Annotated in this window: 25 protein-coding genes; 7 read left to right on the top strand and 18 right to left on the bottom strand. The window is 70.8% G+C overall.

All coding sequences use genetic code 11. From position 1 onward, the window contains the following. Positions 1 to 47: 47 nt before the first annotated feature. Positions 48 to 671: a TMEM175 family protein gene (locus ACFWYW_RS42065; protein WP_379610162.1), complete on the top strand. Its 624-nt coding sequence runs from the start codon at positions 48 to 50 to the stop codon at positions 669 to 671. Beyond that, positions 652 to 1548 carry an aminoglycoside phosphotransferase family protein gene (locus tag ACFWYW_RS42060; RefSeq protein ID WP_379610160.1) on the top strand — a complete coding sequence of 299 codons (897 nt, stop codon included), beginning with the start codon at positions 652 to 654 and terminating at the stop codon, positions 1546 to 1548. Before ACFWYW_RS42065 ends, ACFWYW_RS42060 begins: the two co-directional genes overlap by 20 nt. Positions 1549 to 1553: 5 nt before the next feature. On the opposite strand, the gene ACFWYW_RS42055 is transcribed toward ACFWYW_RS42060, so the two are convergent. The 8 genes from ACFWYW_RS42055 to ACFWYW_RS42020 are packed head-to-tail and all read right to left on the bottom strand — an operon-like array spanning position 1554 to position 10156. After that, positions 1554 to 4160 carry an AAA family ATPase gene (locus ACFWYW_RS42055; RefSeq protein WP_379610159.1) on the bottom strand — a complete coding sequence of 869 codons (2607 nt, stop codon included), beginning with the start codon at positions 4158 to 4160 and terminating at the stop codon, positions 1554 to 1556. A gap of 51 nt (positions 4161 to 4211) precedes the next feature. Beyond that, positions 4212 to 5363, bottom strand: a complete 1152-nt coding sequence (locus tag ACFWYW_RS42050) for an MFS transporter (protein ID WP_379610158.1) — start codon at positions 5361 to 5363, stop codon at positions 4212 to 4214. After that, positions 5360 to 6547 carry a glycosyltransferase gene (locus tag ACFWYW_RS42045; protein WP_379610157.1) on the bottom strand — a complete coding sequence of 396 codons (1188 nt, stop codon included), beginning with the start codon at positions 6545 to 6547 and terminating at the stop codon, positions 5360 to 5362. The genes ACFWYW_RS42050 and ACFWYW_RS42045 overlap by 4 nt, the downstream gene beginning before the upstream one ends. A gap of 13 nt (positions 6548 to 6560) precedes the next feature. Then, positions 6561 to 6845 (bottom strand): antibiotic biosynthesis monooxygenase family protein, encoded by a 285-nt coding sequence (locus tag ACFWYW_RS42040; RefSeq protein ID WP_379610156.1) that lies wholly within the window; start codon positions 6843 to 6845, stop codon positions 6561 to 6563. Continuing rightward, the gene (gene tal, locus ACFWYW_RS42035; RefSeq protein ID WP_379610155.1) at positions 6846 to 7946 is read right to left on the bottom strand and encodes a transaldolase; all 1101 of its coding nucleotides are present in this window, start codon (positions 7944 to 7946) and stop codon (positions 6846 to 6848) included. A gap of 3 nt (positions 7947 to 7949) precedes the next feature. Further along, positions 7950 to 8783 (bottom strand): mycofactocin-coupled SDR family oxidoreductase, encoded by an 834-nt coding sequence (locus ACFWYW_RS42030; protein WP_379610154.1) that lies wholly within the window; start codon positions 8781 to 8783, stop codon positions 7950 to 7952. Next, entirely contained in the window at positions 8770 to 9495 is a 726-nt protein-coding gene (rpe, locus tag ACFWYW_RS42025) for a ribulose-phosphate 3-epimerase (RefSeq protein ID WP_379610153.1), read from the bottom strand. Before rpe ends, ACFWYW_RS42030 begins: the two co-directional genes overlap by 14 nt. Continuing rightward, positions 9458 to 10156, bottom strand: a complete 699-nt coding sequence (locus tag ACFWYW_RS42020; RefSeq protein WP_379610152.1) for an HAD-IA family hydrolase — start codon at positions 10154 to 10156, stop codon at positions 9458 to 9460. The genes rpe and ACFWYW_RS42020 overlap by 38 nt, the downstream gene beginning before the upstream one ends. A 266-nt stretch (positions 10157 to 10422) precedes the next feature. Between ACFWYW_RS42020 and ACFWYW_RS42015 the strand changes: the two genes are divergently transcribed. Next, on the top strand, positions 10423 to 10803 hold the full coding sequence (locus ACFWYW_RS42015) for a hypothetical protein (protein ID WP_379610151.1): 381 nt from the start codon (positions 10423 to 10425) through the stop codon (positions 10801 to 10803). Positions 10804 to 10887: 84 nt separating this feature from the next. Here the strand turns inward: ACFWYW_RS42015 and ACFWYW_RS42010 are convergent, their stop codons facing one another. Next, a complete protein-coding gene (locus ACFWYW_RS42010; protein WP_379610150.1) occupies positions 10888 to 11532 on the bottom strand; it encodes a TetR/AcrR family transcriptional regulator C-terminal domain-containing protein in 645 nt (214 codons plus the stop codon). Positions 11533 to 11601: 69 nt separating this feature from the next. Here ACFWYW_RS42010 and ACFWYW_RS42005 point away from each other — a divergent pair, with 69 nt between their 5' ends. Together ACFWYW_RS42005 and ACFWYW_RS42000 are read left to right on the top strand one after the other, a co-directional pair. Next, complete coding sequence (locus ACFWYW_RS42005) at positions 11602 to 11958, top strand: hypothetical protein (protein WP_379610149.1); 357 nt, start codon at positions 11602 to 11604, stop codon at positions 11956 to 11958. Next, the gene (locus ACFWYW_RS42000; RefSeq protein ID WP_379610457.1) at positions 11958 to 13163 is read left to right on the top strand and encodes an MFS transporter; all 1206 of its coding nucleotides are present in this window, start codon (positions 11958 to 11960) and stop codon (positions 13161 to 13163) included. The genes ACFWYW_RS42005 and ACFWYW_RS42000 overlap by 1 nt, the downstream gene beginning before the upstream one ends. Here ACFWYW_RS42000 and ACFWYW_RS41995 read toward each other — a convergent pair. Then, the gene (locus tag ACFWYW_RS41995) at positions 13160 to 13783 is read right to left on the bottom strand and encodes a TetR/AcrR family transcriptional regulator (protein WP_379610148.1); all 624 of its coding nucleotides are present in this window, start codon (positions 13781 to 13783) and stop codon (positions 13160 to 13162) included. The genes ACFWYW_RS42000 and ACFWYW_RS41995 overlap by 4 nt on opposite strands. Before the next feature lie 50 nt (positions 13784 to 13833). Between ACFWYW_RS41995 and ACFWYW_RS41990 the strand changes: the two genes are divergently transcribed. Beyond that, on the top strand, positions 13834 to 16029 hold the full coding sequence (locus ACFWYW_RS41990; RefSeq protein WP_379610147.1) for a DPP IV N-terminal domain-containing protein: 2196 nt from the start codon (positions 13834 to 13836) through the stop codon (positions 16027 to 16029). A gap of 8 nt (positions 16030 to 16037) precedes the next feature. Beyond that, positions 16038 to 17318 carry a serine hydrolase gene (locus tag ACFWYW_RS41985; protein WP_379610146.1) on the top strand — a complete coding sequence of 427 codons (1281 nt, stop codon included), beginning with the start codon at positions 16038 to 16040 and terminating at the stop codon, positions 17316 to 17318. A gap of 12 nt (positions 17319 to 17330) precedes the next feature. On the opposite strand, the gene ACFWYW_RS41980 is transcribed toward ACFWYW_RS41985, so the two are convergent. The 8 genes from ACFWYW_RS41980 to ACFWYW_RS41945 all read right to left on the bottom strand — a co-directional run bounded on the left by ACFWYW_RS41980 (position 17331) and on the right by ACFWYW_RS41945 (position 23295). Further along, positions 17331 to 18371 carry a CU044_5270 family protein gene (locus tag ACFWYW_RS41980; RefSeq protein ID WP_379610144.1) on the bottom strand — a complete coding sequence of 347 codons (1041 nt, stop codon included), beginning with the start codon at positions 18369 to 18371 and terminating at the stop codon, positions 17331 to 17333. Continuing rightward, a complete protein-coding gene (locus ACFWYW_RS41975; RefSeq protein ID WP_379610143.1) occupies positions 18368 to 18949 on the bottom strand; it encodes an RNA polymerase sigma factor in 582 nt (193 codons plus the stop codon). Before ACFWYW_RS41975 ends, ACFWYW_RS41980 begins: the two co-directional genes overlap by 4 nt. Positions 18950 to 19075: 126 nt before the next feature. Next, positions 19076 to 20074 carry a helix-turn-helix domain-containing protein gene (locus tag ACFWYW_RS41970; RefSeq protein WP_379610142.1) on the bottom strand — a complete coding sequence of 333 codons (999 nt, stop codon included), beginning with the start codon at positions 20072 to 20074 and terminating at the stop codon, positions 19076 to 19078. Next, a complete protein-coding gene (locus tag ACFWYW_RS41965; RefSeq protein WP_379610141.1) occupies positions 20071 to 20808 on the bottom strand; it encodes a hypothetical protein in 738 nt (245 codons plus the stop codon). The genes ACFWYW_RS41970 and ACFWYW_RS41965 overlap by 4 nt, the downstream gene beginning before the upstream one ends. Then, complete coding sequence (locus tag ACFWYW_RS41960; RefSeq protein WP_379610140.1) at positions 20805 to 21512, bottom strand: fluoroquinolone transporter permease; 708 nt, start codon at positions 21510 to 21512, stop codon at positions 20805 to 20807. Before ACFWYW_RS41960 ends, ACFWYW_RS41965 begins: the two co-directional genes overlap by 4 nt. Next, positions 21509 to 22369, bottom strand: coding sequence for an ATP-binding cassette domain-containing protein (locus ACFWYW_RS41955; protein ID WP_379610139.1), 861 nt, complete (start codon positions 22367 to 22369; stop codon positions 21509 to 21511). The genes ACFWYW_RS41960 and ACFWYW_RS41955 overlap by 4 nt, the downstream gene beginning before the upstream one ends. After that, positions 22366 to 22836: a GbsR/MarR family transcriptional regulator gene (locus ACFWYW_RS41950; protein ID WP_379610138.1), complete on the bottom strand. Its 471-nt coding sequence runs from the start codon at positions 22834 to 22836 to the stop codon at positions 22366 to 22368. The genes ACFWYW_RS41955 and ACFWYW_RS41950 overlap by 4 nt, the downstream gene beginning before the upstream one ends. Positions 22837 to 22989: 153 nt before the next feature. Next, complete coding sequence (locus ACFWYW_RS41945) at positions 22990 to 23295, bottom strand: hypothetical protein (protein ID WP_379610137.1); 306 nt, start codon at positions 23293 to 23295, stop codon at positions 22990 to 22992. Positions 23296 to 23474: the final 179 nt, after the last annotated feature.

Below are 23474 nucleotides of genomic sequence, written 5' to 3'. Positions count from 1 at the left end.
TATTAACCAGGTAAGGCTTATGTCGAGCCCCGGGAGCTGTCCTCACCATGGCGAACAACGAGATCGGCGCCGAGCGGCTCACCATGTTCGTCGACGCGGTGATCGCGATCGCGCTCACCCTGCTGGCGCTGGATCTCCCCGTCCCCACCGGGGACACCACCGAGGCGATGCTGAGTTCGGTGTCGGCCCACGGCCACGAGTACCTGGCCTTCGCGCTCAGCTTCGTGGTGATATCCGCCCACTGGCGCGCCCATCACGAGATATTCGGATATGTCCGCTCGCTGGGCGGCCGCCTGACCAGCCTCACCCTGGCGTGGCTGTTCATGCAGGTCCTGATGCCGTTCGCGACCCGGGTGCTCACCGCCGACGGCGCCTTCGCGCCCCGGTTCAGCCTGTACGCGATCGTCCAGGTCCTGGCGTCCGCGTCGTTCGCACTGATCATCCGGGAGATCCGGCGCGCACACCTCTACCGGACGGACGTCCCGCCCCGGGCGTTCGCCGAGAGCATGGTGCGCAGCGTCTGCCTGGCCGCGGTGTTCGCGGTGTCCGTTCCCGTCTCGTTCCTGACCAATAGCACCGGCGCGTACCTGGTCTGGCTGACGGCGCCGATCGTGCTCACCGTCGCCCGCCGTCTCGGTACTGTGACGTCGCATGACCGACACCGAGCTTGAAATCACCGCAGACCTGGTCCGCGACCTGCTGCAGGAGCAACATCCGGACCTCGCGGGGCTGGCCGTCCGCGAGGTGGCGGGCGGCTGGGGCAACCAGATGTGGCGCCTCGGGGACGAGCTGGCCGTGCGCATGCAGCGCATGGACCCCACCCCGGAGCTCCAGCTCAAGGAGCGGCGGTGGCTGCCCGTGCTGGCCCCGCGCCTGCCGCTCCCGGTGCCGACCCCGGTGCGGTTCGGCGAACCGTCCGAGCGCTTCCCCAAGCACTGGACCGTGATGACGTGGGTTCCCGGCGAGCCGCTGGACCACGGCTCGATCAGCCGCGGCGACCACGCGGCCGACACGCTGGCGACCTTTCTCCGGGCGCTTCACGTGGAGGCGCCCGCCGAGGTGTCGATCGTTACGGACCGCGGTGCCCATCCCCGGGACTGCACGGGCGGTTTCGAGCACTTCCTCCAGGCCGTCGACCCCGGCGACATCCCCGCCGGCGTCCGGGAGGTCTGGGACGACGCCGTCGCGGCCGGCGCGTGGGAGGGCCCGCCGGTGTGGGTGCACGGCGACCTCCATCCCGCGAACGTCGTCGTCTCGGACGGAACGCTCTCGGGCATCGTCGACTTCGGTGACCTGTTCGTCGGCGACCCGGCGTGGGACCTCGCCGCCGCATGGGTGCTGCTACCCCCGGGCGCGGCCGCACGGTTCTTCGACGCGTACGCGCGGGCGGACGAGGCGGCCATCCGGCGCGCCCGCGGGCTGGCCGCCATGAAGAGCCTCTTCCTGATGCTCATGGGCCAGAACGGAGATCGGGGCCTTCCCGGCGGCAAGCCGCACTGGGGGCCCAAAGGCCGGGCGGCACTCGAACGGGTTCTGAAGGGCGTCTGACGCCGTCATCCCGGCTCCTCGGCCAGCAGGGTGGCGAGCTGGGCCCGGCCGGAGATGCCGAGCTTGGTGTAGGCGCGGGCCAAGGTGTTGTTGACGGTCGCCACCGACAGGCCGAGCTGCGCCGCGATGGCCCGGCTGCTGAGGCGCACGGCCAGCAGGGCCACCTCGCGTTCGCGGCGGCTGAGCACCCGCAGGATCTGCTCGTGGTTGAGCAACGGCGTGATGGCGCCCTCGCAGCGCGCGCGCAGGCCCGCGGCCCGCTCGCGCGCCAGCGCCGCCTTGCTGGCCAGGCCGGACTCCCGGTGAATCCTGGCCGTGCACGTCGCGACCTCGGCGGCGAGCAGGTGCTGGCCCAGCCGGTCGAAGGCGTCGACCGCCGCCGAGAGCGCTTCGCCGTCCTCCTTCCGCAGTCCGCGGGCCGCGGTCGCCAGGGCGTGGCTCATCGGGGTGCGCAGCGCCGCGTCCAGCTCTTCCAGCCGGCGGCACTGGCCGTCGCCGCCGAGCCGTACCACGTCGTAGCGCGCGAGCGCCTCGACGGTGGGAAGTCCCAGGCCGAGGGCCTGGTCGGCGGCGTAGCGCGCGACGATCGCGGCGTCGGTCAGGCGGTCCTCGGCGGCCAGGGTCCAGGCGTTGCCCAGCGTCATCCAGGGGGCGTACACCCGGTTGGCGGCGTTGGCGGCCAGGTCGGCGCGTTCCATCCAGGTACGCGCGTCGGCCGCCTCACCGCCCACGGCGCACGCGGTGGCCAGCCCCGCCATGAACGTGCGGGTGAGCCGCAGCGTGTCCTTGCCCTCCAGGCAGGTGATCGCCTCGCGCAGCGACCGGCCGGCGCTGACCGGCCTGCCCTGGCCGCATTCCACCAGCCCGCGGAAGCCGATGTAGCCGACCGACATCAGCGGGCTGCCGCCGGACAACACCTGGCGGTACCCGTCGTCGGCGACCTTCCACGCCTGGTGCGCCTCGCCCATCGCCAGGGACGCCAGGCAGCGGGCGATCTCGAGTTCGACCACGCCCCACGGCAGCTCGGCGCGGCGGGCCGTACCCACGGCCAGGCCACGTTCGTGGTAACCGGCGACCACGGGGGCGCGCCCGAGAAAGCCCGCGGCCGCCGTGGCGGCCGCGGTCGCCCAGATGACCGCCTGCGCGCTCGCCGTCTCCGTGGCGAGAAGCCGCTCCGCGATCTCCAGTACGGCCCCGCAGCGCCCGTCATGCAGCAGGATCCACGAGCGGATCCCCAGCGCCAGATCCTCGCCCGGCCGGTCGGTGAGATGGTCGAGCACCCGCTCGGCGGCCACGGCGTCGCCGTCACCCCAGTACGTGGTCTCGGCCCGGACCAATGCCCACCGGAGCAGCTCGTCGTCGCCGGACGGCGGCTCCTCCGGCAGGACCGCCGCCGCCTCGGCGCTGCGGCCCCGGTATTCCAGTACCTCGGCGAGCAGGGCGTCGGCCTCCACGGAGGGCTCGGCGTCCCGGGCCGCCCGCGCGAGCCGTTCGGCCAGGGCGAGGTCGGCGCGGTCGATGGCCTGGCGGGCCCCGCGCCGCACGACGTCGGCGCGCACCACCGCTCCGCCCTCGACCTGCCAGAGCGCGGCCCGCAGCAGGTCGTCGCCCCGGCGCAGAGGGGACTCCAGCAGGGCGTGCGCCAGGCGCCACCACAGCTGGCGGGCCCGGCCGGCGGGCAGGCCGGCGCGCACCACCTCGCCGTAGATCGGGTGCGTGAGCCGTACCTGCGTGCGATTGCCCTCGCGCTCGAAGACGGTCAGCCCGTGCGTCTGCGCCTCGTCGATGGCGGCGGGCTCCGCGAGCTGGGCCAGCAGGGGCAGGGGGAGCGGTTCACCGCACGCCAGCAGTTCCAGCACCAGGCGGATCCGGGGCGGCATGGGACGCAGCCGGTCGGCGAGCAGGCGGCGCATGGCTCCGGTGGGGTGGTAGTCGCCGGTGAAGTGCCACACCCCGTGCCGCGGGCGCAGGGCCCGGTCGGCGATGGCGGTCGACAGCAGCTCGCGCAGTGCCAGGGGATTGCCCGCGGCCATGGTGTGCAGCCTGACCCGGGTCACGCCGTCCACGTCGGCGGAGAGGGTGTGGTCGACCAGGTGGTCCACGGCGGACGGCGGCATGGCGGGCAGTTCGAGCCAGGGCGCCATGCCGTCCTTCCACAAGGTGGTGATCGTCTCGTTGCCCTCACCGGAACGGCACGTCGTCAGCACGAACGCCAGCCGGTGCGCGGCGAGATAGCCGATCAGCGCCGCCGATCCGGCGTCGAGCAGGTGGGCGTCGTCCACGCCGATGATCACCCGCCGGGTCTCGCCGCACCGGCGCAGGCGCGTGGCCGTCGCCGCCAGGACCGACACCCCCTGCTCACCGGGCAGCCAGCCGTTCGGCAGCAGATTGGCCACCGCGCCGAACGGGATCGACGCCAGCGCTCCGGTCGCCGCCACCCATTCGGTGTGACAGCCCCGCGACTCCAGGCTGCCGAGGACCTCCCGGGCCAGCCGGGTCTTGCCGATACCGGCCTCGCCCGAGATGACGACGCCGATCGCCTCCTCCCGGTCGAAGCACGACCGGATCGTTTCAAGTTCCTCGTCCCGCCCGACGAACGGCCATCCCCGCATGAGCGCCTCCCGGGACTATTCGCCGTCCCGGGCATCGCGGATGACCGGCAGTCAACCGCCCTGTGGGCCGTCCAGCGCCTCGACCGCGCCGAGGCGCAGCGCGTACGCGAAACAACCGATGACCACGACCGCGAACGCGACCACGAGACCCAGCGCGACACCGACGCCGGACACCGCGGCCAGCCCGCCGACCAGCGGCGGCCCGCACATCATGGCGCCCCACGTGAGGCCGGAGACCGTGGCCAGGGCGGGTCCGGGCGCGATTCCCGGGATCTTGGAGCTCGCCCGGAGCGCCGCCGGGATGACGGGCGAGAACCCGAGCCCCACGGCCATCAGGCCGGCGATCGCGGTCACGGGATGGGGGACCAGGAGCGCCGGGAGGAAGCCGAGCCCGGCGAGGACCATGAGCACGCGCACGGTACGCACGGTCCCGAACCTGCCGAGCACCCGGTCGATGAACAACCTGCTGGCGAACATGCTGACCGCGTACACCGACAGGCCCAGCCCGGCCAGCTCCCGCGGCGCCCCGGCCGCGTCGGTGAAGAAGACCGAACTCCAGGTCTGGGCGCTCCCCTCGGCCAGGTTGGAGGAGAAGGCGACCACGCCGAGCAGGACGAGAACCATCCCTCCCGGCCTCCCGCCGGTTCCCACGGGCCTGGCCTTCGTGGGGACCGGACGGGGTGCGAGCACGACGAAAGCGGCGAAGGCCACCAGGCCGAGCTCCGCACCCTGCAAGGCGACGGGCTGCCCGGTGTAGCCCGCGACGGTGCCGGCCGCGCCGCCGGCGAGCGCGCCGAGACTCCAGAAGCCGTGGAGCCTCGACATGATCGGTCTCGCCGTGGCGGATTCGACGTCGACGGCGTGCGCGTTCATCGCCACGCCGACGATCCCTTCGACGCCTCCCCAGATCCCCAGGAACAGCGCCAGGCTCCAGAGGGAGTCGGCCAGGCCCGGCAGCGGCGCGGCCGCGCACATGAGCGGGACCGTCCGGCGCAGCGCCCGCCCGCCGCCGATCCGCTTGACCAGCTGACCCGCGGCGAACATGGCCGCGACCGAACAGAGCGGCCCCGCGAGCAGGGCGAGGCCGAGCTGCGCGTCGGACAGCCCGAGACCGTGCTTCAGCGACGAGATGCGTGATACGCAGGCCGCGACGAGGAGCGCGTGCGTGAAGAAGACGGCCGAGACGGCGGCCGCCGGGCTCACGCGGCGAACTTGCCGAGGTCGCCGAAGGGCGAGTCGAGCGGCCATGTGCACCATTCCACCGAGGCGTAGAACGAGGTTCCGTCGTCGTTTCTGGCTGTGGCGCGCGGGTGGTCGAGATGGAAGGTCGGATCGGCGAACCGGTCGAGCGGGCCGTGGTGCTCCACCCGGCGCACGAAGTCCAGGTCCTCGCCGCCCCAGCCGGAAAATCGTTCGTCGAAGCCGCTGACGCGGGAGAACAGCGAATCGCGCACCCAGACGCAGCAGCCGGGCGGACGCCGGAGATAGACGCCCCGCGCGGCGCGCTCGTCGACGTGGGCGTCCCCGTGAAAGCAGCGTCGCTCGATCGCTCGCGCGCTGGACTCACGATCGAGGAAGAGAATGTCCCTGAACGGCAGGTGCGCCTGGGTACCCGGCTCCGAAAAACGTTTCAACGCCCGGCTGACGAAGTCGCGGTCGACGAGCATGTCGGCGTCGAGTACGCAGATGGTCTCGGCGGGCCGCGCGCCGTGGGCGACGCCCACGTTGACCGCCCACGCCTTGTTGAACCGGCCGGAATGCCGCGCGAAGACGTAGCCGTCGACCACGGGCTCCAGCGTGTGCCGCTGTTTCGGGGCGTCGTCGGCTTCGACCACGACGATGCGGTAGTCGTGCCGTGCGGCGCTCTGGTCCAGGAGCGCCGCGATGGTGGCCGCCAGGTTCCGCGAACGTGCGCCGCCGGGTGTGGCGTCGCGGAACGGGATCACGATGGCGGCCCTGACGCGGCGCCCGCCGGCGTTCCCCGGGCGCCGGGGGAGGCCCGACAGGATCTCCGTCGCGGTGGGGGAGCCGTGCGCGGGCGCCGGGGTGTCGTCGCCGACGTGCAGACGGAGCCGGGACCTGCACTCGGTCGCCCAGGCGAGTTCGGCGAGCCGCGCGCACCGCTCGCTCTCGGTTCTGGCGATCGCGTCGTTCAGCCGGGCGCGCAGGTCGCGGTAGTGGACGGGACTGGCGGGTTCGGCGAGGAGAAGCCGGCTCAGCCGCGCGACCTCGCGGATGTCGAAGTCCAGCAGCGTGGCGGCCATGCGCTGGTGGACCTCGCGCGACCAGTCCCAATAGTCGGGCGCCTGGCTCTGGCAGAACTCGTCCGCCGAGATGACCAGGCTGCCCACCGCGCTGCCGGCCACGGCCGAGGCTGACATGGACATGGCGCTTCCCTTCTCACGCTTCGAAGTGACGTAGCTCCGGCGGCTTCGCGAAGTAGGGCTCGATGGCCTTCGCCAGTTCCGCCGCGTTCTCGCTGTCCGGGAAGAGGTCGAGGTGGTGGGAGAGGCTCTCCCAGCCGACGCGGACCAGGTAGCGGCCGCTCGCCTCGGCGTCGCGATGCAGGTCGGCGGAGGTGCAGCCCTCGGCGGCCAGGAGAAGCGGGCTCGCCTGCCGGAAGGCCCTCTCGAACTCCTCCTCCCGGCCGGGCGTGATGTACAGGTAGGCGTACTCGAAGATCATCTACTTCTCCTCGCTCAGGTACCGCTCGACGGCGCCGAGCAGGTCTCGCCATGAGGTCAGGAACTGCGCGATGCCGTCGGCTTCGAGCCTGCGCACCATCTCGTCGTAGCCGATGCCGAGGGCGGCCAGCGCGCCGAACACCTCGGCTCCATCCGGTACGGCGCCGCCCACCGTCCCGTGGTCGGCGAAGGCGTCGATGGCCGGTTCGGGCAGGGTGTTGACGGTTCCGGGGATCGCCAGCCCCGCGGTGTAGTAGGTGTCCGGGTAGGCCGGGTCCTTGACGCTGGTCGAGGTCCACAGCAGGCGTTGCCGGTGCGCGCCCGCCGCGGCGAGCGCCCGCCAGCGGCCGGACTCGAGGTCCCGCAGGTGCCGCCGGTGGGCGAGGTGGGCGTTGGCCAGGCCCGCCAGCCCGCGCAGGCGCCGCGCCTCGCCGGTGCCGATGGCGTCCAGCCGCCGGTCGGCGTAGGTGTCGAGGCGGGAGACGAAGAACGAGGCCACCGACCGCACCCGCGCGGGGTCGGCGCCCAGCTCGATCGCCTGCTCGACGCCCTCCATGTAGGCCGCGTGCACGGCGGCGTACCGGGGCAGCGCGAAGATCAGTGTCACGTTGACGCTGATCCCGTGCGCCACCAGGTCGGTGATCGCCGGCAGCCCGGCCGGGGTCGCCGGGACCTTGATGAGGACGTTGGGGCGATCGATCGCCTCCCACAGCCGCCGCGCCTGCTTGACCGTGCCCGCCGTGTCGTGCGCCAGGCCCGGGTCGACCTCGATGGAGACGCGGCCGTCGCGGCCGTCCGTGCGCTCGTACACCGGGCGCAGCACGTCCGCCGCGTCCCGGACGTCGGTCGTGGTCAGCCGCTCCACGGCCGCCGCCGCGCCGGCGCCCTGCCGGGCCAGCTCGCGGAGCTGGGCGGCGTAGGCGGAGGTCCCCCGGACGACGGCATTGCGGAAGATCGTCGGATTCGTGGTGACGCCTACCACGTGCCTGTCGCGCACCGCCGCGGCGAGAGTGCCGGTCACGATGCGCTCGCGGCTGAGGTCGTCGAGCCAGATCGAGACGCCGTGCTCGCTCAACGCCCGCAGCCGATCGTTGCCCGCCATCGCCTACGCCTTGATGAAGGCGCCGGCGTCGACCGGGACGGTCGCCCCGGTCACGTAACGCGTCTCGTCGGAGGCCAGCCACAGCACGGCGTTGCTCACGTCGATCGACTCGACCCAGGGCACCGGGATAGCGTTGAGCCTGGCGGCCGACTCGGCGATCTGCTCGGCCGTGGGCCGGTCCACGCCGGGCACCAGCAGCCGCAGCCCCACGGGATTGCGCACCATGTCGGTGTCGACGTTGCCGGGATGCACGCTGTTGACCCTGATGCGGTACGGGGCCAGCTCGTTGGCCAGGGAGCGCATCAGCCCGACCAGCCCGTGCTTCGAGGCGGCGTAATGCGCCATGTTCGGGCGCCCGAGCAGCCCGGCCACCGAGTTCGTCAGGATGAGCGACCCGCCCCGCCCGGCCTCGATCATGTGGGGGATCACGCTGCGCAGGGTGTTCCAGACCCCGGTGAGGTTGACGTCGATCATGTCCTGCCACTGCTTGGCGGACAGCTCCCAGCCGCGGCCCAGCGAGCCGATGCCGGCGTTCGCGCACACGACGTCGATGTCGCCGAACGCCTCGCGCCCGGCCCGCACCGCCGCGTCCAGCTGATCGACGTTCCGCACGTCGGCGACCGCGGTGATGATCTTCGCGCCGCGGGCCTCGACGAGGCTCCTGGTCTCGTCGAGATCGTCCGCGCGGGCCAGCGCGTAGTGCGTACTCCCGACCTCGTGACAGATGTCGGTGGCGATGATGGCCGCGCCCTCCTCGGCCAGCCGTAGCGCGTGCGACCTGCCCTGCCCGCGCGCGGCGCCCGTGATGAGGACGACCTTGCCGTCAACCCGTCCCATTGTGGTCCCCTTTGCGGCTCGTGGGTTGTGCGAAGTTCGCGGCGGCCAGGCCCCGGGCCTCTTCGGCGGTACGGCGCAGCGCCGCGACGGCCGCGCCGGGATCCTCGGCCCCGTAGACGGCCGACCCGGCCACGAAGGCGTCCGCGCCGGCCGCCGCGCACGACTCGATCGTGCGCAGGTTGACGCCGCCGTCGACCTGGAGCCACAACGGCAGCCCCTGCTCGTCGATGACCCGCCGGGCGCGGCTGACCTTGGCGAGCAGGTAGCCGAGGAACTCCTGGTTGCCGAAACCGGGTTCCACCGTCATCACCAGGAGCATGTCCACCTCCCGGAGCAGGGCCTCGTACGGCTCCAGCGGCGTGGCCGGATTCAGCGCGAGCCCGGCCTGCGCGCCCGCGCCGCGAATCGCCCGCAGCGTGCGTACCGGCGCTTTGACGGCTTCGGCGTGAATGGTGACGCTCGCGGCCCCCGCCTCGGCGTACCGGATGGCCCAGTGGTCCGGGTCGGCGACGCCGAGATGGATGTCGAGGGGGAGTTCGGCGCTGCGGACCAGCGATTCCACCACCGGCAGCCCCACGGTCAGATTCGGGACGAAGTGGCTGTCCATCACATCGACGTGGATCATGTCCGCCGCACCGGCCACCCGGTTGGCCGCCTCGGCCAGGCGGGACATGTCAGCCGCGAGAATGCTGGGCGCCATACGGAGTGCCACGGTCTGCTCCCGGGGTACGAAGAACGAGCGAATGGTCGTTGATCTCGAGTTCGATCCGGCCGAGGTGTTCGGCGATCCGGTCCGCCTCGGCGAGGGCGGCGCCGTCGTGCCGGAACATGACGGCGATCGTGGTCATCCCGGCCGCCCGTGCCGCCCGTATCCCGCTGGGCGAGTCGTCCACGGCCAGCGCGTCGGCCGGATCGACGCCGAGCAGACCGGCGGCCAGGAGGAAGCCCTCCGGATGCGGTTTGGCGTGCCGTACGTCATCGGCGCTGACCAGCACCCGAGGAACGGGAAGCCCCGCGCCGCGCAGCCGCGCCATGGCCACCTCGGTGTCGTTGGAGGTGACGATGGCCCACCTGTCGTCCGGCAGGGCTTCGAGCAACGCCGCCACGCCGGGCAGCGCGACGGTGCTGCCCGTACGGTCACGCTCGGCCAGCCGCACGGCCTCGGCCTCCGCCGCGATCTCCGGCTCGCCGAGATGCGGAAGAAGGGAACGCACGATGTCAGTTCTGCGCCGCCCGTAATGCTGGGCCAGGTCGAACGCGGCGGCTATTCCCTTGGATGCGGCCCACGTTCCCCAGCAGGCCTCGGCATCCGCATAGGAGTCGACCAGGGTGCCGTCGAGATCCAGCGCGATGGCGCTGAAAGAAGTACGCATGAAATCCCGCCTTTTCCCGTCCCGGAGTGGTTCTGGGCGAACGTATGCCGGGCGCCCGCCGGGGCAATAGATCAGGCGGATTAATCAGGTGGCCGCGCACAGCCCGGCCAACTAACCAGCCAGGGCGATCACCTCACCGAGGCCGGTGGCCGGCTCAGGCCGCCCGGAACCTCCTCTTGGGCACTGACGATCACCTAACCTGGCCGGGCGGGAGCTGCTCGCGGCTCGAACGGAGTAGGTGTGACTACTCCTGACAAAGCTCGTCGATGGCCGTTCGTCGGGCGCGAGCCGGAACTGAAGGCGAGGCACTGCACCGATCGGGCGGGCGCAGCGAGTGGGTCGCGGCGAGTTCCGCGGCCGCGCAGATCCCGTTCGGGGCGCTGGCGCACCTCGTACCTGACCACGTTCCGGGCGCCGCCGGGTCGGTGCAGCTGATGCGAGCGATCGGCCGGCGGGTCCGCCAGGCGGCGGTGCTCGGTGTCGACGACGCGCACCTGCTCGACGAGGCATCCAGCACGGTGATCGCGGGTCTGGCCGGTGTTCGTGGTGGCGACCGTACGCGGCATGGGCGCTTCGCGCAACACCTCGCACACCGTGACGACGGGCGAGGGATGGAGGACCGACACGTTCCCCCTCTGATCGATTGATCGAGCGATTCTGCCCCCAGGCGAGACATCCCCGGGGGCAGAAGTCCGCCACGCCTCCCGTGAGGCAAGGACCCGCCTGCGGTGTCACCGCGGTTGGGCGGTCTCCCGGATCGCCCCGATCACCATGTCCAGCTCCGCGCCGAAGATCTGATCAGGCGTCACGGCCCGCAAGCTCGGCAGCAGGGCCTTCAGCTGCTTCATCCCCTCGCCCGCTTCCGCGGCCACGAACAACTCGGCGTTGCGCTCCGGGGCGGTCGGATCGCCGTGCACCTCGCGCTGCACCCTCCCGAGCACGAGGTCCACGAAGATGAGGTAGTAGCGGGCGGCGGCCTGGTCGTCGAGGCCGGCCGTCGCGAGGATGTCCGCGATCGTATCGGCGATCCGCAACCCGCCCGGTCCGGCGTTCACGCGGCTCATCGCGCGCTCGGCGATGCCGGGATGCTCACGCAGCACGGCGCGCATGCTGTGCGCGAGGTGGCGCAGCCGCTCCTCCCACGGGCCCCGCGACGCCTCGTCCGGGATCACCTGGCGGGCGACCTCGTCGGCGACCAGGTCCAGAATCGCGTCCTTGTCCGCCACGTGCCGATAGAGCGCCATCCGGGCCGCACCCACCTCGGCGGCGAGACGGCGGATGGTGAGCGCATCCACACCTTCCCTGCGCACGAGCGCGAGCGCGGCATCGACGATCTGCGCCCTCTCCAGGCTGCCCCACGGCCGACGGTCCGTCACGTCGCCCAGCATACTTGCGGACGCTGTCCGCAAGTGTTTAAGTAAGGCTAACCTAAATGGAGGTGTCGCATGGAGAACTGGGACCAATGGCCGCTAATCGAGGTGCGTGCGGAGGATCCGGCCTCGGTCACCGCGGCGCTGTGGTCGGCCACGCGACGAGAGACTCCCTTTACGGCCGTCGTGGTTCTGGCCGCCTCCGAGCCCGCCCCGCGCGGCAAGGAAGCGCCGGCGCGAGTGCGCATGCTCATGCGGGTACGGCCAGGCCTGCGCCAATGGTGCCGCGGCCTGGCCTTCGTCCTTGCCGGCGACCCTCCGGACAAGGCGTTGCGGTCGGCCGACAAACTGTGGGGCTGTCCAACGCTCGCGACCCGTGACCTGGCCGAGGCGAGGGACTGGGCCCGCCGCATGCTGGCCGAGGAGGCGTGATGTGGCTGCTGGCCGGGCTCTTCACGCTGGTCCTTCTCCTTCGCGGCAAGGTCGTGAAGGGCGATGGCAGGATCACCGTCCTCGCGGTGCTGGTGGCCGCGTTCGCGGCGAGTACCGCGCAGACGATCGTCGTCGCGGCGTTGCCCGCGTTCGCACGCGAGTTCGGAGTGTCCGCCACAGCGGCGCCATGGGCGCTGACCGTCTTCATGCTCGCCGGCGCGGTCGCCATTCCGGTCGCCGGGCGGCTCGGCGACCGGTACGGCTATCGCCGGATCGCGCTGGTCTGCCTGGGCTTCTTCGTCGCGGGCCAGCTCCTGTGCGCGCTGTCCGGCTCCTTCCCGCTGCTGCTCGCCGGGCGGGCGCTCGCCGGGGTCTCCGGCGGTCTGTTCCCGCTCGCGTTCGGGCTCGTGCGCCACGCGGTCTCCGCCGACCGGCTGCCGCACGCCGTCGCGCTGCTGTCGGCGATGTTCGGCATCGGCGGAGCGGCCGGCATGCTCGCCGCCGCCCCCCTGCTGACCGCGTTCGGCGCGGAATGGCTGTTCTGGCCGCTGTTCGCCCTGGGGATCGTGGCGCTCCTGCTGGTACTGCTCCTGCCGGCCGACGAGCCCGCCGCCGGCGCCCGCGTGCGGCAACCGATGGTCGATCTCCGCCTGCTCCGCAGCCGCGCGATGGTGGTGACCAACCTGGCCACCGTCGCGATCGGCACGGCCATGTTCGGCGTCGTCACGTTGATCCCGCATCTCGTTCCCGAAGACCGGATCGTGGTCGCGTTGTTGCCCATGGTCGCGGCGATGCTGGTGACCACCCCGCTCTCGCCGCGGCTCGGCGGGCGGCTCTCCGTCCGGGCTGGCGCCGCGCTGGGCATCGCCTCAGGTGTGGCGCTGGCGTTCGCGCACGATGAGCTGTGGCAGATCTGTGTTGCCGGCCTCTTGCTCGGCGCCGGGTACGGACTGGCGTTCTCGGCGTTCGGCATGCTCGTGGTGGACGCCGTCGAAGCACGTCAAACGGGGATGGCGACCGGGGTCAACACGATCGCCAGAACCGCGAGCGGAGCAGCCGGAGCCCAGCTGGCCCCGCTACTCGTTGCCGTTGGCGGCAACGGTCCCGCGTTCGCCACGTTCGCCCTGATCGCGGCGCTGGCTCTGGCGATCACCGGCGCCCTGCCCCAGCGCACCCCGAACCAGGCTGCTGCGGCACCGTTCTAAGGCTTGTTCGGGTCTGTCCGAAGGATGCGGTCCATGCCGAACTCGAAGACTTCCTCCTGCGTGAACTCCGGCAGGTCATCACCGAACGAGCGCATCACCGGATACCGCTCCGCGGGCAGTTCCCGTAGCGAGTTGCGTACCTTCGACCAGTGGTCGGCGTTCCATCCGGCCCGTTCCTGGTAGATCGAGGCACTGCCGATGGTGAACCGGACCAGGCTGGAGGCGATCCCCACGGCGGTTCGCCGCTCGATCCCGCTGTTCAGCAGCAGGGCGTAGAGCACCTCGGCGAGACGCATGTCGCCCTGGCCGCCGGAACCGGCCTTCATGATCGCCGGATGTTCGGTCAGCAGCCGGAAGAAATCCCGCATGACCTGCCGTACCCCGTCGAGCCCGGCGTCAGGCGACTCGGGCACCTCGATGGTCGCCAGCAGGCTGTCGTAGAGCGCGGCGAGGATCTCCTCCTTGCTCTTGAAGTAGGTGTACAGCGCCATGGGTTGCACGCCCAGGTCCTTGGCGAGCCGGCGGACGGTGACCGCGCTGAGCCCTTCGGCGTCCATGAGCTGTGTCGCGTGCTCCAGGATCACCTGATGGCTGAGCGTCCCTCGCGGGGCACGGGGCATGCTCGATCTCCCATCTGTCTTATCGCGTACTGTACATGTACTGTTCGCGTATGGAACAACGTTACCGTGCCGCCGAGCAGTTGCTCGGACACAACAGGCCCATTTTGGTACGCGGCGGCAAGATCCGGCCCGTCTGGCGGGACGGGACCTTCTGGTACCGCGCCGACGGCCGGTTCCTGCGCGTGGACCCCGCGACGGGCACGAAGGAGCCGGCATTCGACCATGAACGGCTGGCCAAGGCCCTGGGCGCGGACCCGGACGCGCTGCCCTTCGGCACCATCACGCTGGAGGACGGCGCCGTCGTCTTCGACACCGACGGGGCACGCCGGCGCTGCTCGCTCGACACCTACACCATGACCAGGAGCGCGGCGCCCGGCCCCACGGACGTCGTCTCGCCCGACGGCCGCCACGCCGTCTTCCGCAAGGGCCACGACCTGTGGCTGCGCGAGCTCACGACCGGCGCCGAGTCCCCGCTGACCACCGACGGCACCGCCGAGCGGCCCTACGGCGCCGGCACGGACTCCAGCTCTCACCGGACGCTCCTGCGCCGCCTCGGCCTGCCGTACTATCCGCCGCTCGTCGTGTGGTCGCCGGACAGCAAGCGACTGCTGACGCACCGCCTCGACGAGCGCGGCGTCGGGCTCATGCACCTGGTGGAGAGCGCGCCCGCCGACGGCGGGCGGCCCGTCCCGCACACCTACCGCTACGCGCTGCCCGGCGACGAGGTGCTGCCGCGCGCCGAGCTGATCGTCTTCGACGTCGCATCCGGTACGGCGGTGGCCGCCAAGGCCGAACCGCTCCTCGTGGCCCACCTGTCGCCCATCGCGCTCAGGCGGATCTGGTGGGCCGACGACGGCTCGGCCGCCTACTACCTGCAGCAGACGCGCGACTACCGCACCCTGCGGCTGAACAGCCTGGATCCGGCGACCGGCGAGGTGCGTACCCTGGTCGAGGAGAGCGGTCCCACCCGGGTCGAGCCGTCGCAGTGGATCAGCCACAAGCCGATCGTGAAAGTGCTCCCCGAAGGCGTGGTCTGGTACTCCCAGCGCGACGGCTTCGGCCACCTCTACCTGTACGGTGACCGGACCGTCCGCCTCACCCGCGGCGAATGGAACGTCCAGGAGATCCTCCACGCCGACTCCACCGGCGTGTACTTCACCGCCGCCGGCCTGGTGCCCGAGGATCCCTACCGTCGCCAGGTCTGCCGGGTCGCGCTCGACGGCACGGGCTTCGCCAGGATCACCGGCGACGACCTCGACCACGAGGTGAGCGCCGCCGACGACGGCTCCTGCTTCGTCGACTCCGCCTCCGCCGTGGACGTGCCGCCGGTGATCACGGTACGCGGATGGGACGGCCGTGTCCTGGTGGACCTGGGGCACGCCGACATCTCCGGCCTGCTCGCCACCGGCTGGCAGCCGCCGGAGCGCGTGCGCGTCAAGGCCGCCGACGGCGTGACCGACCTCTACGGGGTGCTCCACAAGCCGCACGGCTTCGATCCGGCCCGGCGCTACCCGGTCGTCGATCATCCCTATCCCGGGCCGCAGACCAGCCGGGTGCCGCCCTCCTTCGATCCCGGCTTCTACGGTTATGACGCCGAGGCGGTGGCCGCGCTCGGCTTCGCCGTACTCGCTCTCGATGGGCGCGGCACCCCGGGGCGGGACAAGGCCTTCCACGACGCCTCCTACGGCGCGCTGGAGACGGGCGGTCACCTCGACGACCACATCGCGGCCCTGCGGCAGCTCGCCGAGACCCGCCCGTGGCTGGACCTGGACCGCGTCGGAATCTTCGGCCGCTCGGGTGGCGGCTACGCGACCGTGCGCGCCCTGCTCGCCCACCCGGACTTCTTCAAGGTCGGCGTCGCCGAGTGCGGCAACCACGATCAGCGCCTCTACCACTCGATGTGGGGCGAGTCCTACGAGGGCCCGGTCGATGCCGGGACCTACGCGCGCTCGGCCAACACCGAACTGGCCGACCGGCTCCAGGGCAAGCTCCTGCTCGTCCACGGCGAGCTGGACGACAACGTCACGCCACACCTGACCATGCGGCTGGTCGAGCGGCTGATCGCCGCGAACAAGGACTTCGAGTTGCTGATCGTGCCCGGCGCCGAGCACCTGTTCGTCGGGTTCGAGGAGTACGTGACTCGCCGCCGCTGGGACTACTTCGTGCGTCACCTGCTGAACGCCGAGCCGCCCGCCGGGTACCGGCTCGCCCCCATCCCGTTCGACCCCGAACTGCTCGCGGGCTAGGAGCACCCATGGAGAACTTCATCCGGGCCACCGCCGAGTCGCTGGGCGTCGTCGGCGCCCAGGCCGCCGTCGTCAAGGGCGAAACCGTCCGCTCGTACGCGGTCGGGCTGGCCGACGCCCGCCACGGCACCCCGGTGGACGACGGCACGCTCTTCCAGATCGGCTCCACGACCAAGCTGTACACGGCCGCGATGCTCATGCGGCTCGCCGACGACGGCAGGCTGGACATCGACGTGCCCGTCTCCGGACACCTGCCCGAGTACGACCTCGGCACGATCACCGCGCGCCACCTCATGTCGATGACCAGTGGCCTCGACAACGGCCCCTACGCGGATACGGGACGCGGCGACGACTGCGTGGCCGCGTACGTACGCCTCCTCGCCGGCATTCCGCCCATCTTCGAGCCCGGCGCCGGTTTCGGATACTCCAATGCCTCGACCGTCGTCTCCGGGCTGCTCGTGGAGAGGATCACCGGACGCTGCTGGGACGACGCCCTGCGCGACCTCCTGCTGGAGCCCGCCGGTCTCGCCCACACCGCCGGCCTCGCCGACGAACTGCTCTACCACCGGGTCGCGCTCGGCCACACGCGTGAGCGCGAGGTCGTCAAGCCGTTCTTCTTCTCCCGGGGGCTCGGCCCGTCCGGCTCCACGCTCTGCGCCAGCGCCCTCGACCTGATCGCCTTCGGCCGCCTGTTCCTGCGCGGCGGCGTGCTTTCCGCGGCCGCCCTCAAGGAGATGCACACACCGCACGCCGAGGTCCCCGCGCGCTGCTTCGCCGACCACTGGTGCGCCGGGCCGTACCTGAAGATCTGGGACGGCGTACGCGTCTACGGCCACAGCGGCACCACCCCGAGCGGTTCCTCCACGCTCAACTGGATCCCGGAGCACGACCTGGTGGTGGCCACGATCGTGAACGTGGCCGAGCGCGGCTACCAGTTCGCCGACGCGGTGATCCGTGAGATCGTGCGGGCCGAGACCGGCGTCGTCAAGCCCGCGCTGCCCGAACCCGACCCGGCGCTGAGCATCGCGCCGGACCCCTACACCGGCCGGTACGGCGCCCACGATCTCCTCTACGAGGTGACCGCGAAGGACGGCCGCCTGCACGCGGTGATCCACGGTCCGGACGGGTCGCTCGCCTCGACGGACCTGCTTCCCCTCGGCGAGCACCGCTTCCTGCCCGCCGACGATGCCTTCACCGCACACCACATGTGGGACGTGGCCTTCGTCATGGGCGCCGACGGCCGCGCGGTCCGGCTGCTCAACGGCGCGTTCGCCGCGCGCTCGCTATGACCGGTGATCAAGTTAGGGGAGCCGGCCGACCTCGCTCACGACCGCGATCCTGAGGACGGCGGACATGTAGAGGACCTTGCCCTCGGGCATGTTCTTCCTCATCTGCGCGGAAGGCTGCCAAGGGGTCTCGTCGGGGGATTTGCCGCCGGCGGGACGGAAGGAGGTGTCGTAGTCGACGACCTGTCGTTCGCCGAGGTACTTGAAGGTGTTCGGGTCGAAGATGAGGTCGTGGCGGATGCCGTGGAACGTCTGGCCGACGGCGATTCCGGGACGTCCGGCGGAGTCCGTCACGTTGTCGTACACCTTGGTGCCGGGGATCTCGGCGGCGGCCTTGAACATCGCGGCCAGGGCCTTGGGGCCGAGGTAGGCCTCGCGGATCGTGTCGCCCACGGTGACGAAGGCCTGAACGTCCGGCGGGTTGCCGCCGCGGCTGTTGCGGTAGAGCCAGTCCTTCATGGCTTCGGCGTCGGTGGGCAGGTCGGTGCGGTAGGCGGGGGCGTCCTGGCAGCCTGTCGGCGGTTCGGCGAGGTCGATCTTCTCCTCGATCGTTTCCTTCTTCGTCGGCGTGACGTCGTTCTTGTGGCACAGCCACGTGCCGTCGCCCGGGCCGCCCTGCTCGCGTACCAGCCCGGCCTGGCCGCCGAACGCCGGGAGCCAGACGTGCCGGTGAGAGGCTTCGGCGGGCTGTCCCTGGCCGCGCTTGTCGAGAATCCCGCTCTGGGCGCTCTTCGCCTCGAAGTACATGAACTGGCCTCGGGCCGGCTTCAGTTCGGGCTCGCTCGCGGCGTACCGGGACGCTTTGACGAGCACCGCGGGGGCCCCGGCGAGCGCCACGGACGTGCCGGGCACGAGTTCGTGGCGGCGGCCGGGCTCGTCGCGGAGGCCGGGAATGATCATTACGGCGGCCGCGCCCGCGGCCAGGGCCGAGGCGACGAGGGCGCTGAAGAAGAGCCTGCGGCGGGGCGGCGTGCGGTGAAGGGTGGACAGTTCGGACATCAGATGCCGCTTCCTGGTCTCGTGGCCAGGCAGGTCCCGTCGTACCGGGATGTTCATGACAGTTCCTCCCTGAAGGCGTTGTGTCCGATCGGTGGTGGAGGTTCCAGGAGTTTCGCGCGCAGGCGGCTGAGGCGGGAGCGGACGGTGCCGATCGGGATGTTCAGCGCGGCGGCGGCTTCGGCGTAGGAGAGTTCCTCCCAGACGCAGAGCGCGAGCAACTCCTGGTCGCGGCGCGGAAGCGTCTGGATATGGCCAAGGATGTCGCGCATGCGCCGCTGGTCGTCCACGCGGGCCGCCACGACGTCGGCGACCTCGTGGGCCGGGACGGGCTGGGGCAGGCGGGCGAGGGCGTCGCGATGCCGTCGCAGCGCGCGCCGGTGGTTGCGCAGGCAGTTGGTCGCCACGCCGTAAAGCCAGGCCAGCAACGAGCCGCCCTCCATGCGGACCTGCGTGCGCCGCCGCCAGGTCTCCAGGAAGACCACCGAGGTCAGCTCCTCGGCCACCGACCAGTCGGCCGTCCGCCGGAAGCAGTAGTTGTAGACAGCACGGCTGTGCCGGTCGAAGAGGTCGCCGAAGGCACGCTCATCACCGGCGAGCGCCAACGCCCACAACTCGGGATCGTTGTTACTGGTCACATTCCTCTTGTGTCCGGAGCCGGCCACCGGTTCCGCCCGAGCCTACGGAGGACTCAGATCGGGATGGCTCTGGCGCCACGGAAGTCTTCTGCGAGAACGGCGCAGGTTTTCCGCACACCGCGGCAATCACGGCGGCGGCAGGGAGCGGCGGTACGTGCTGGGGCTGGTGCCGAAGGCTTGGCGGAAGGCCCGGGAGAAGGACGACGGACGGGTGAACCCCCAGCGGGCGCCGATCACCTGAACAGGCTGTGCGAGCCAGGCGGGGTCGGCCAGATCGGTCTTGCACTGTTCCAGGCGGCGTCGCCGGATGTGCGCGGCCACGCTCTCTCCACGGCTCTCGAAAAGAGCGTACAGACTACGGAGGGAGACGTTGTGGGAGGCCGCGATGGTTTGTGGTGTCAGATGGAGATCGGCGAGGTTGTGGTCGATGAAGGCGTCGATGCGCCGCAGCAGCACCTGTTTCCGGGTTTCGGCCGGGAGATGATCCCAGGCGTCGATCTGCTGGGCCAGCAGGCCGGAGACGAGTTCGAGCACCGCCCGTTCCAACGCCCGCAGCTGGGGTGGCGCGCAGCCGGCGGCGCGGGCGTCCAGGGAGGTCAGGAACCGGCGGACGATGGGACCGATGCCGTGGCGCAGGGTGAACCGGCGACCCAGCGCCGCGTCGAGCCGGTCCGCGGGAAGGTTGATCATCGTGCGGGGAATGTGCACGATGATCAACCCGGTCTCTCCCTGACCAGGGGTTCCGGCGGAGTAGGGATGGGAGGTGTCGAACAAGACGGCGTCCCCGGCCACCAGGTCGCTCCCGGTTCGCCGCTGGGAGATCCCTTTGCGGCCGTACGTGATCACCCCGAACAGGTAGTGCTCCGGATCGCTGCGGCGGATCAGCGCGGGCGTACGCCATGCCCGGTGGGCGGCATGGTTGTGCCGCGAGACCTCGACCTGGCCCAGGCTCAGGACGTGGGCCCGTGCCAGGAACCCGATGGGGTCATCGATGGCCAGCGTGTGGGGTGCCACGGTCATGGACACCAGGTCCTGGTACCAGTCGGCCCTGTCCTTCGGCACGACCTCGTCCGTGGACATCCGCACCCACACGGGCCGTCCGGCCTTCGCGGAGTCACTGGTCATCTGGCCAGCCGCCGGCTCAGTACCTTGAGCAGCGTCAGGCAGAACAGGGTGTTGTACGCCAGTCCGGCCACCACGTACGGCCAGTACGTTCCGCCGTCCATGGCCGCCCAGAACGCGCGCAGCGGCCAGTACGGCGGCACTATCCCGAAGACGAGCTGCCACGACGCGTCGAGGAAGAAGAAGGGGATGAGCGTGACGCTGAACAGCGCCAGCCCGATCACCCGCATCACCGCCAGTCCTTCGATCTTGTTGCGGCCGAGGGAGGCCATGGTGATGCCGACGACGGGGGCGAACATTCCGGCGACCACGGCCACCGGAACGCTGAGCACCAGTTGCCCGGCGGTCAGCATCATCGACACGGCCAGCGAGGCGACGATCATCAGCGCTGCCACCAGGCCGGTGACGACCGCCCGGTAGGCCGGATAGATCCCCGGCGGAACAGGGGTCACGCGCAGGGCGGTCAGGGTGCGCTGGTCGCGTTCGTCCAGCAGTTGCAGGCCCATGACCGCGCCGAGCAGGAGCGGCGGCCCCAGCACGCAGAACGCGCTGATGATCAGCGACTCGTAGGGGCCCAGGTCGAACCCCCACTGCCGGTCGGCGAAGGCCGTCGCCGCGGGCAGGAACCACAGGAACGCCGCGTACAGGAACGGCCCCAGCAGCACCGCGGTCAGCAGGGAGTCGCGCCGGATGGTCATAAGGTCGTTGCGGCCGAAGGCCGCCATGGCGCGCCTCATGCTCCGCCCTGCCTGGTCACGACGTACTTGTAGAAGACCCCTCGGGCGGTACGGCACAGCAGCACGATCCACGCGGCCGGATACAGCACGGCGTAGGCCGCCTGCCACCCGGTCAGCGAGACCTGGTGGAACGCCGATCCGAGCAGCAGCGCCACACCCTCGGTGGGCACCAGGTAGAACGCCCAGTGCGGGACCAGCCCGGAGTAGTCGAGCAGCGGCAGGTTGGCCAGCGCGAGTACCAGGGTCGAGGGCATCAGCCACTCGCTGACCGAGGGGAACAGCGGCGCGGTGACGAATCCCGCCAGCACCATCAGCAGGGTCATCGCGGTCACCCCGGCCAGCAGCGCCAGTAGGTCGAAGCCCGGGCCGTAGTCGGCCAGCACCACGACGGCGCAGGTGAGGAAGGCGAGCACGGACATGGACAGCAGCTTGGCCGCCAGGTACTCGCCGAACCGCAGCGGTGTGATCAACAGTGCGAACAGCGTCCGTTCGCCCCTTTCGAAGAACAGCGCTCCGGCCGTGAAGAACATGAAGAACTGCAGGTCTGCGATCAGCAGGTACGGCATGGCCGCCCCGAGCAGGTTGTCGGGCACGATCCACAGCACGCCGATCCAGATGATCACCACCACGCAGGTGGCGTGCCAGAACCCGTACCGGCGTTGCAGCCGCAGGTCGAGCAGCAATGCCGGCCTCAGCGCCCTCATGTCAGCGACCTTCCGGTGACGTCGATGAAGACGTCCTCCAGGCTGGCCTCCTGGCTGTGCAGCGCTTCGATGGCATGCTCGGCCGCGAGCGCGCGGAAGGCCGGATCGTCGGCGAACCCGTCCAGCGGGAAGTCCTTGCCCGCCAGCAGGTCGCCGTCGCGGTAGGTGACGCGCACCACCCGCTGACTCCGGCTCACCTTGTGCTCGGCCGGGGTGTCGAGCGCGGCGATCCCGCCCTCGTTGACGAACGCCACCCGGTCGCACAACTGGTCGGCGGTGGCCATGTCGTGCGTGGTGAGGAACACGGTGCGGCCCTCGGCGCTCATCTCGCGGATCATGTCCTTGACCAGCCGGGCGTTGACCGGGTCCATGCCCGAGGTGGGCTCGTCGAGGAAGAGCAGTTCCGGGCGGTGCAGCAGCGCCCGGACGAAGACGAGCCGCATCTGCATGCCCTTGGAGTACGCCCCGGCCCGGACGTGGGCGTGCTCGGCCAGGCCGACGCGTTCCAGCAGCGCCATGGGGTCCTCGACCGGCCCGCGGTACAGGGAGGCGAAAAAGCGCAGGTTCTCCAGCGCGGTGAGCTTGTGGTACAGGTTGGGCAACTCGAAGGAGACGCCGATCCGCTGGTAGTAGTCACTGCCCCAGGCGGTGGGCTCCTTGCCCCACACCGTGGCCTGACCGGCGTGGCCGGCCAGCAACCCGGTGAGGATCTTCTGGGTGGTGGACTTCCCGGCGCCGCTGGGCCCGAGGAAACCGAAGACCTCGCCCCGCCGTACGGTGAAACTCATGCCCTTCACCGCGGGCTCGGCCGCCTTCGGATAGGTGAACGTCAGTTCGTTGACCTCGACAACGGTCATGTCTCCTGCTTCGCTTGATGTTCCAGCCACCGCTCTTTGATGCGGCCGTACTCCAACTCCAGGAAGGCGTACATGTCGTGCGCCTCCTGCATCCGCCGCCGGCTCTCCTCGGTGCGGTCGTTCAGCAATTCCAGTCCCCGCTCGGTGACCTTGCGCCACTCACGCGCCATGCGGGCCTTGTCCTCGGCCTCCCGCAGCCAGAACCCCGGTCGCAACCGGTAGTAGGTACGCCGCGTTCCGGGCACCGGGTAACGCTCCACCGAGCCGCCGCCGATCAGCATCCGCACCGACATGCTGATCGCGCCGCGGCTGGCCTGCAGCGCCTCGGCCAGTTCGTCGGCTGACTGATGAGGCGGCTCGCACACCATCAGCCAGCCCAGGATCCGCCCCGGCATGCGCGGCAGGCCGAGATCCTCCATCCACGAGCCGATCTCATCGGCGAAGTCGTGCAGTGGCGTTCGCTCCATGAGGCGAGACTAGACCTTCTCGGACTGAACTTTCAATACATTCTGAAAGTTCAATCGGTTGCTATGTGCCCGCCTCCAGCGTCAGGCCGGCGATGATCCGGCGGGCCAGCAGCAGGTACGGCACCACGATGGCGTTGAGGATCAGCGCGGTGATCAGGCCGCCGCGCGCCATCGGGAGCGTGATCGACACGAACGTGCGCAGAGGCGTCGCGCCGCCGCCTCCTCGGTCTCCTCGGGCAGGTTCCTGAAGAAGCCGGTCAGCAGGAAGACCGTGAAGGGCACCGACAACGCCACGTACAGCAGGTAGAGGCCGAACAGACTGTTGGGGGGGATGATCACGGTCTGCGTCGGCACGCCCTTGAAGGAGGCCGAGACCAGCCAGTACAGCAGGAGAACCTCCGGTACGGCGAAGGTGCCCCGGACGCCGTCGGGCCTGGCGCGCTCGCCCAGGCCGCGCACTCACGTGAGACGGGCACCTCGAATTACGACCCGACGAGCTCACCGTATGTCAAAGAGACGGACATTCCCTCGTAGGGTCAAGGCCAAGACAGCCCCGGAAGCCGCATTCGTCTCCCGGGGCTGATCTCATTGGCAGCTAGGAATACGCCGTCGAGGGCGCAGGCCGTACTTCTCCGTAA

Source organism: Nonomuraea sp. NPDC059023 (genome assembly GCF_042740095.1).
In the GTDB taxonomy this organism is placed as follows: domain Bacteria; phylum Actinomycetota; class Actinomycetes; order Streptosporangiales; family Streptosporangiaceae; genus Nonomuraea.
This window is presented reverse-complemented; position numbering and strand designations above follow the sequence as displayed.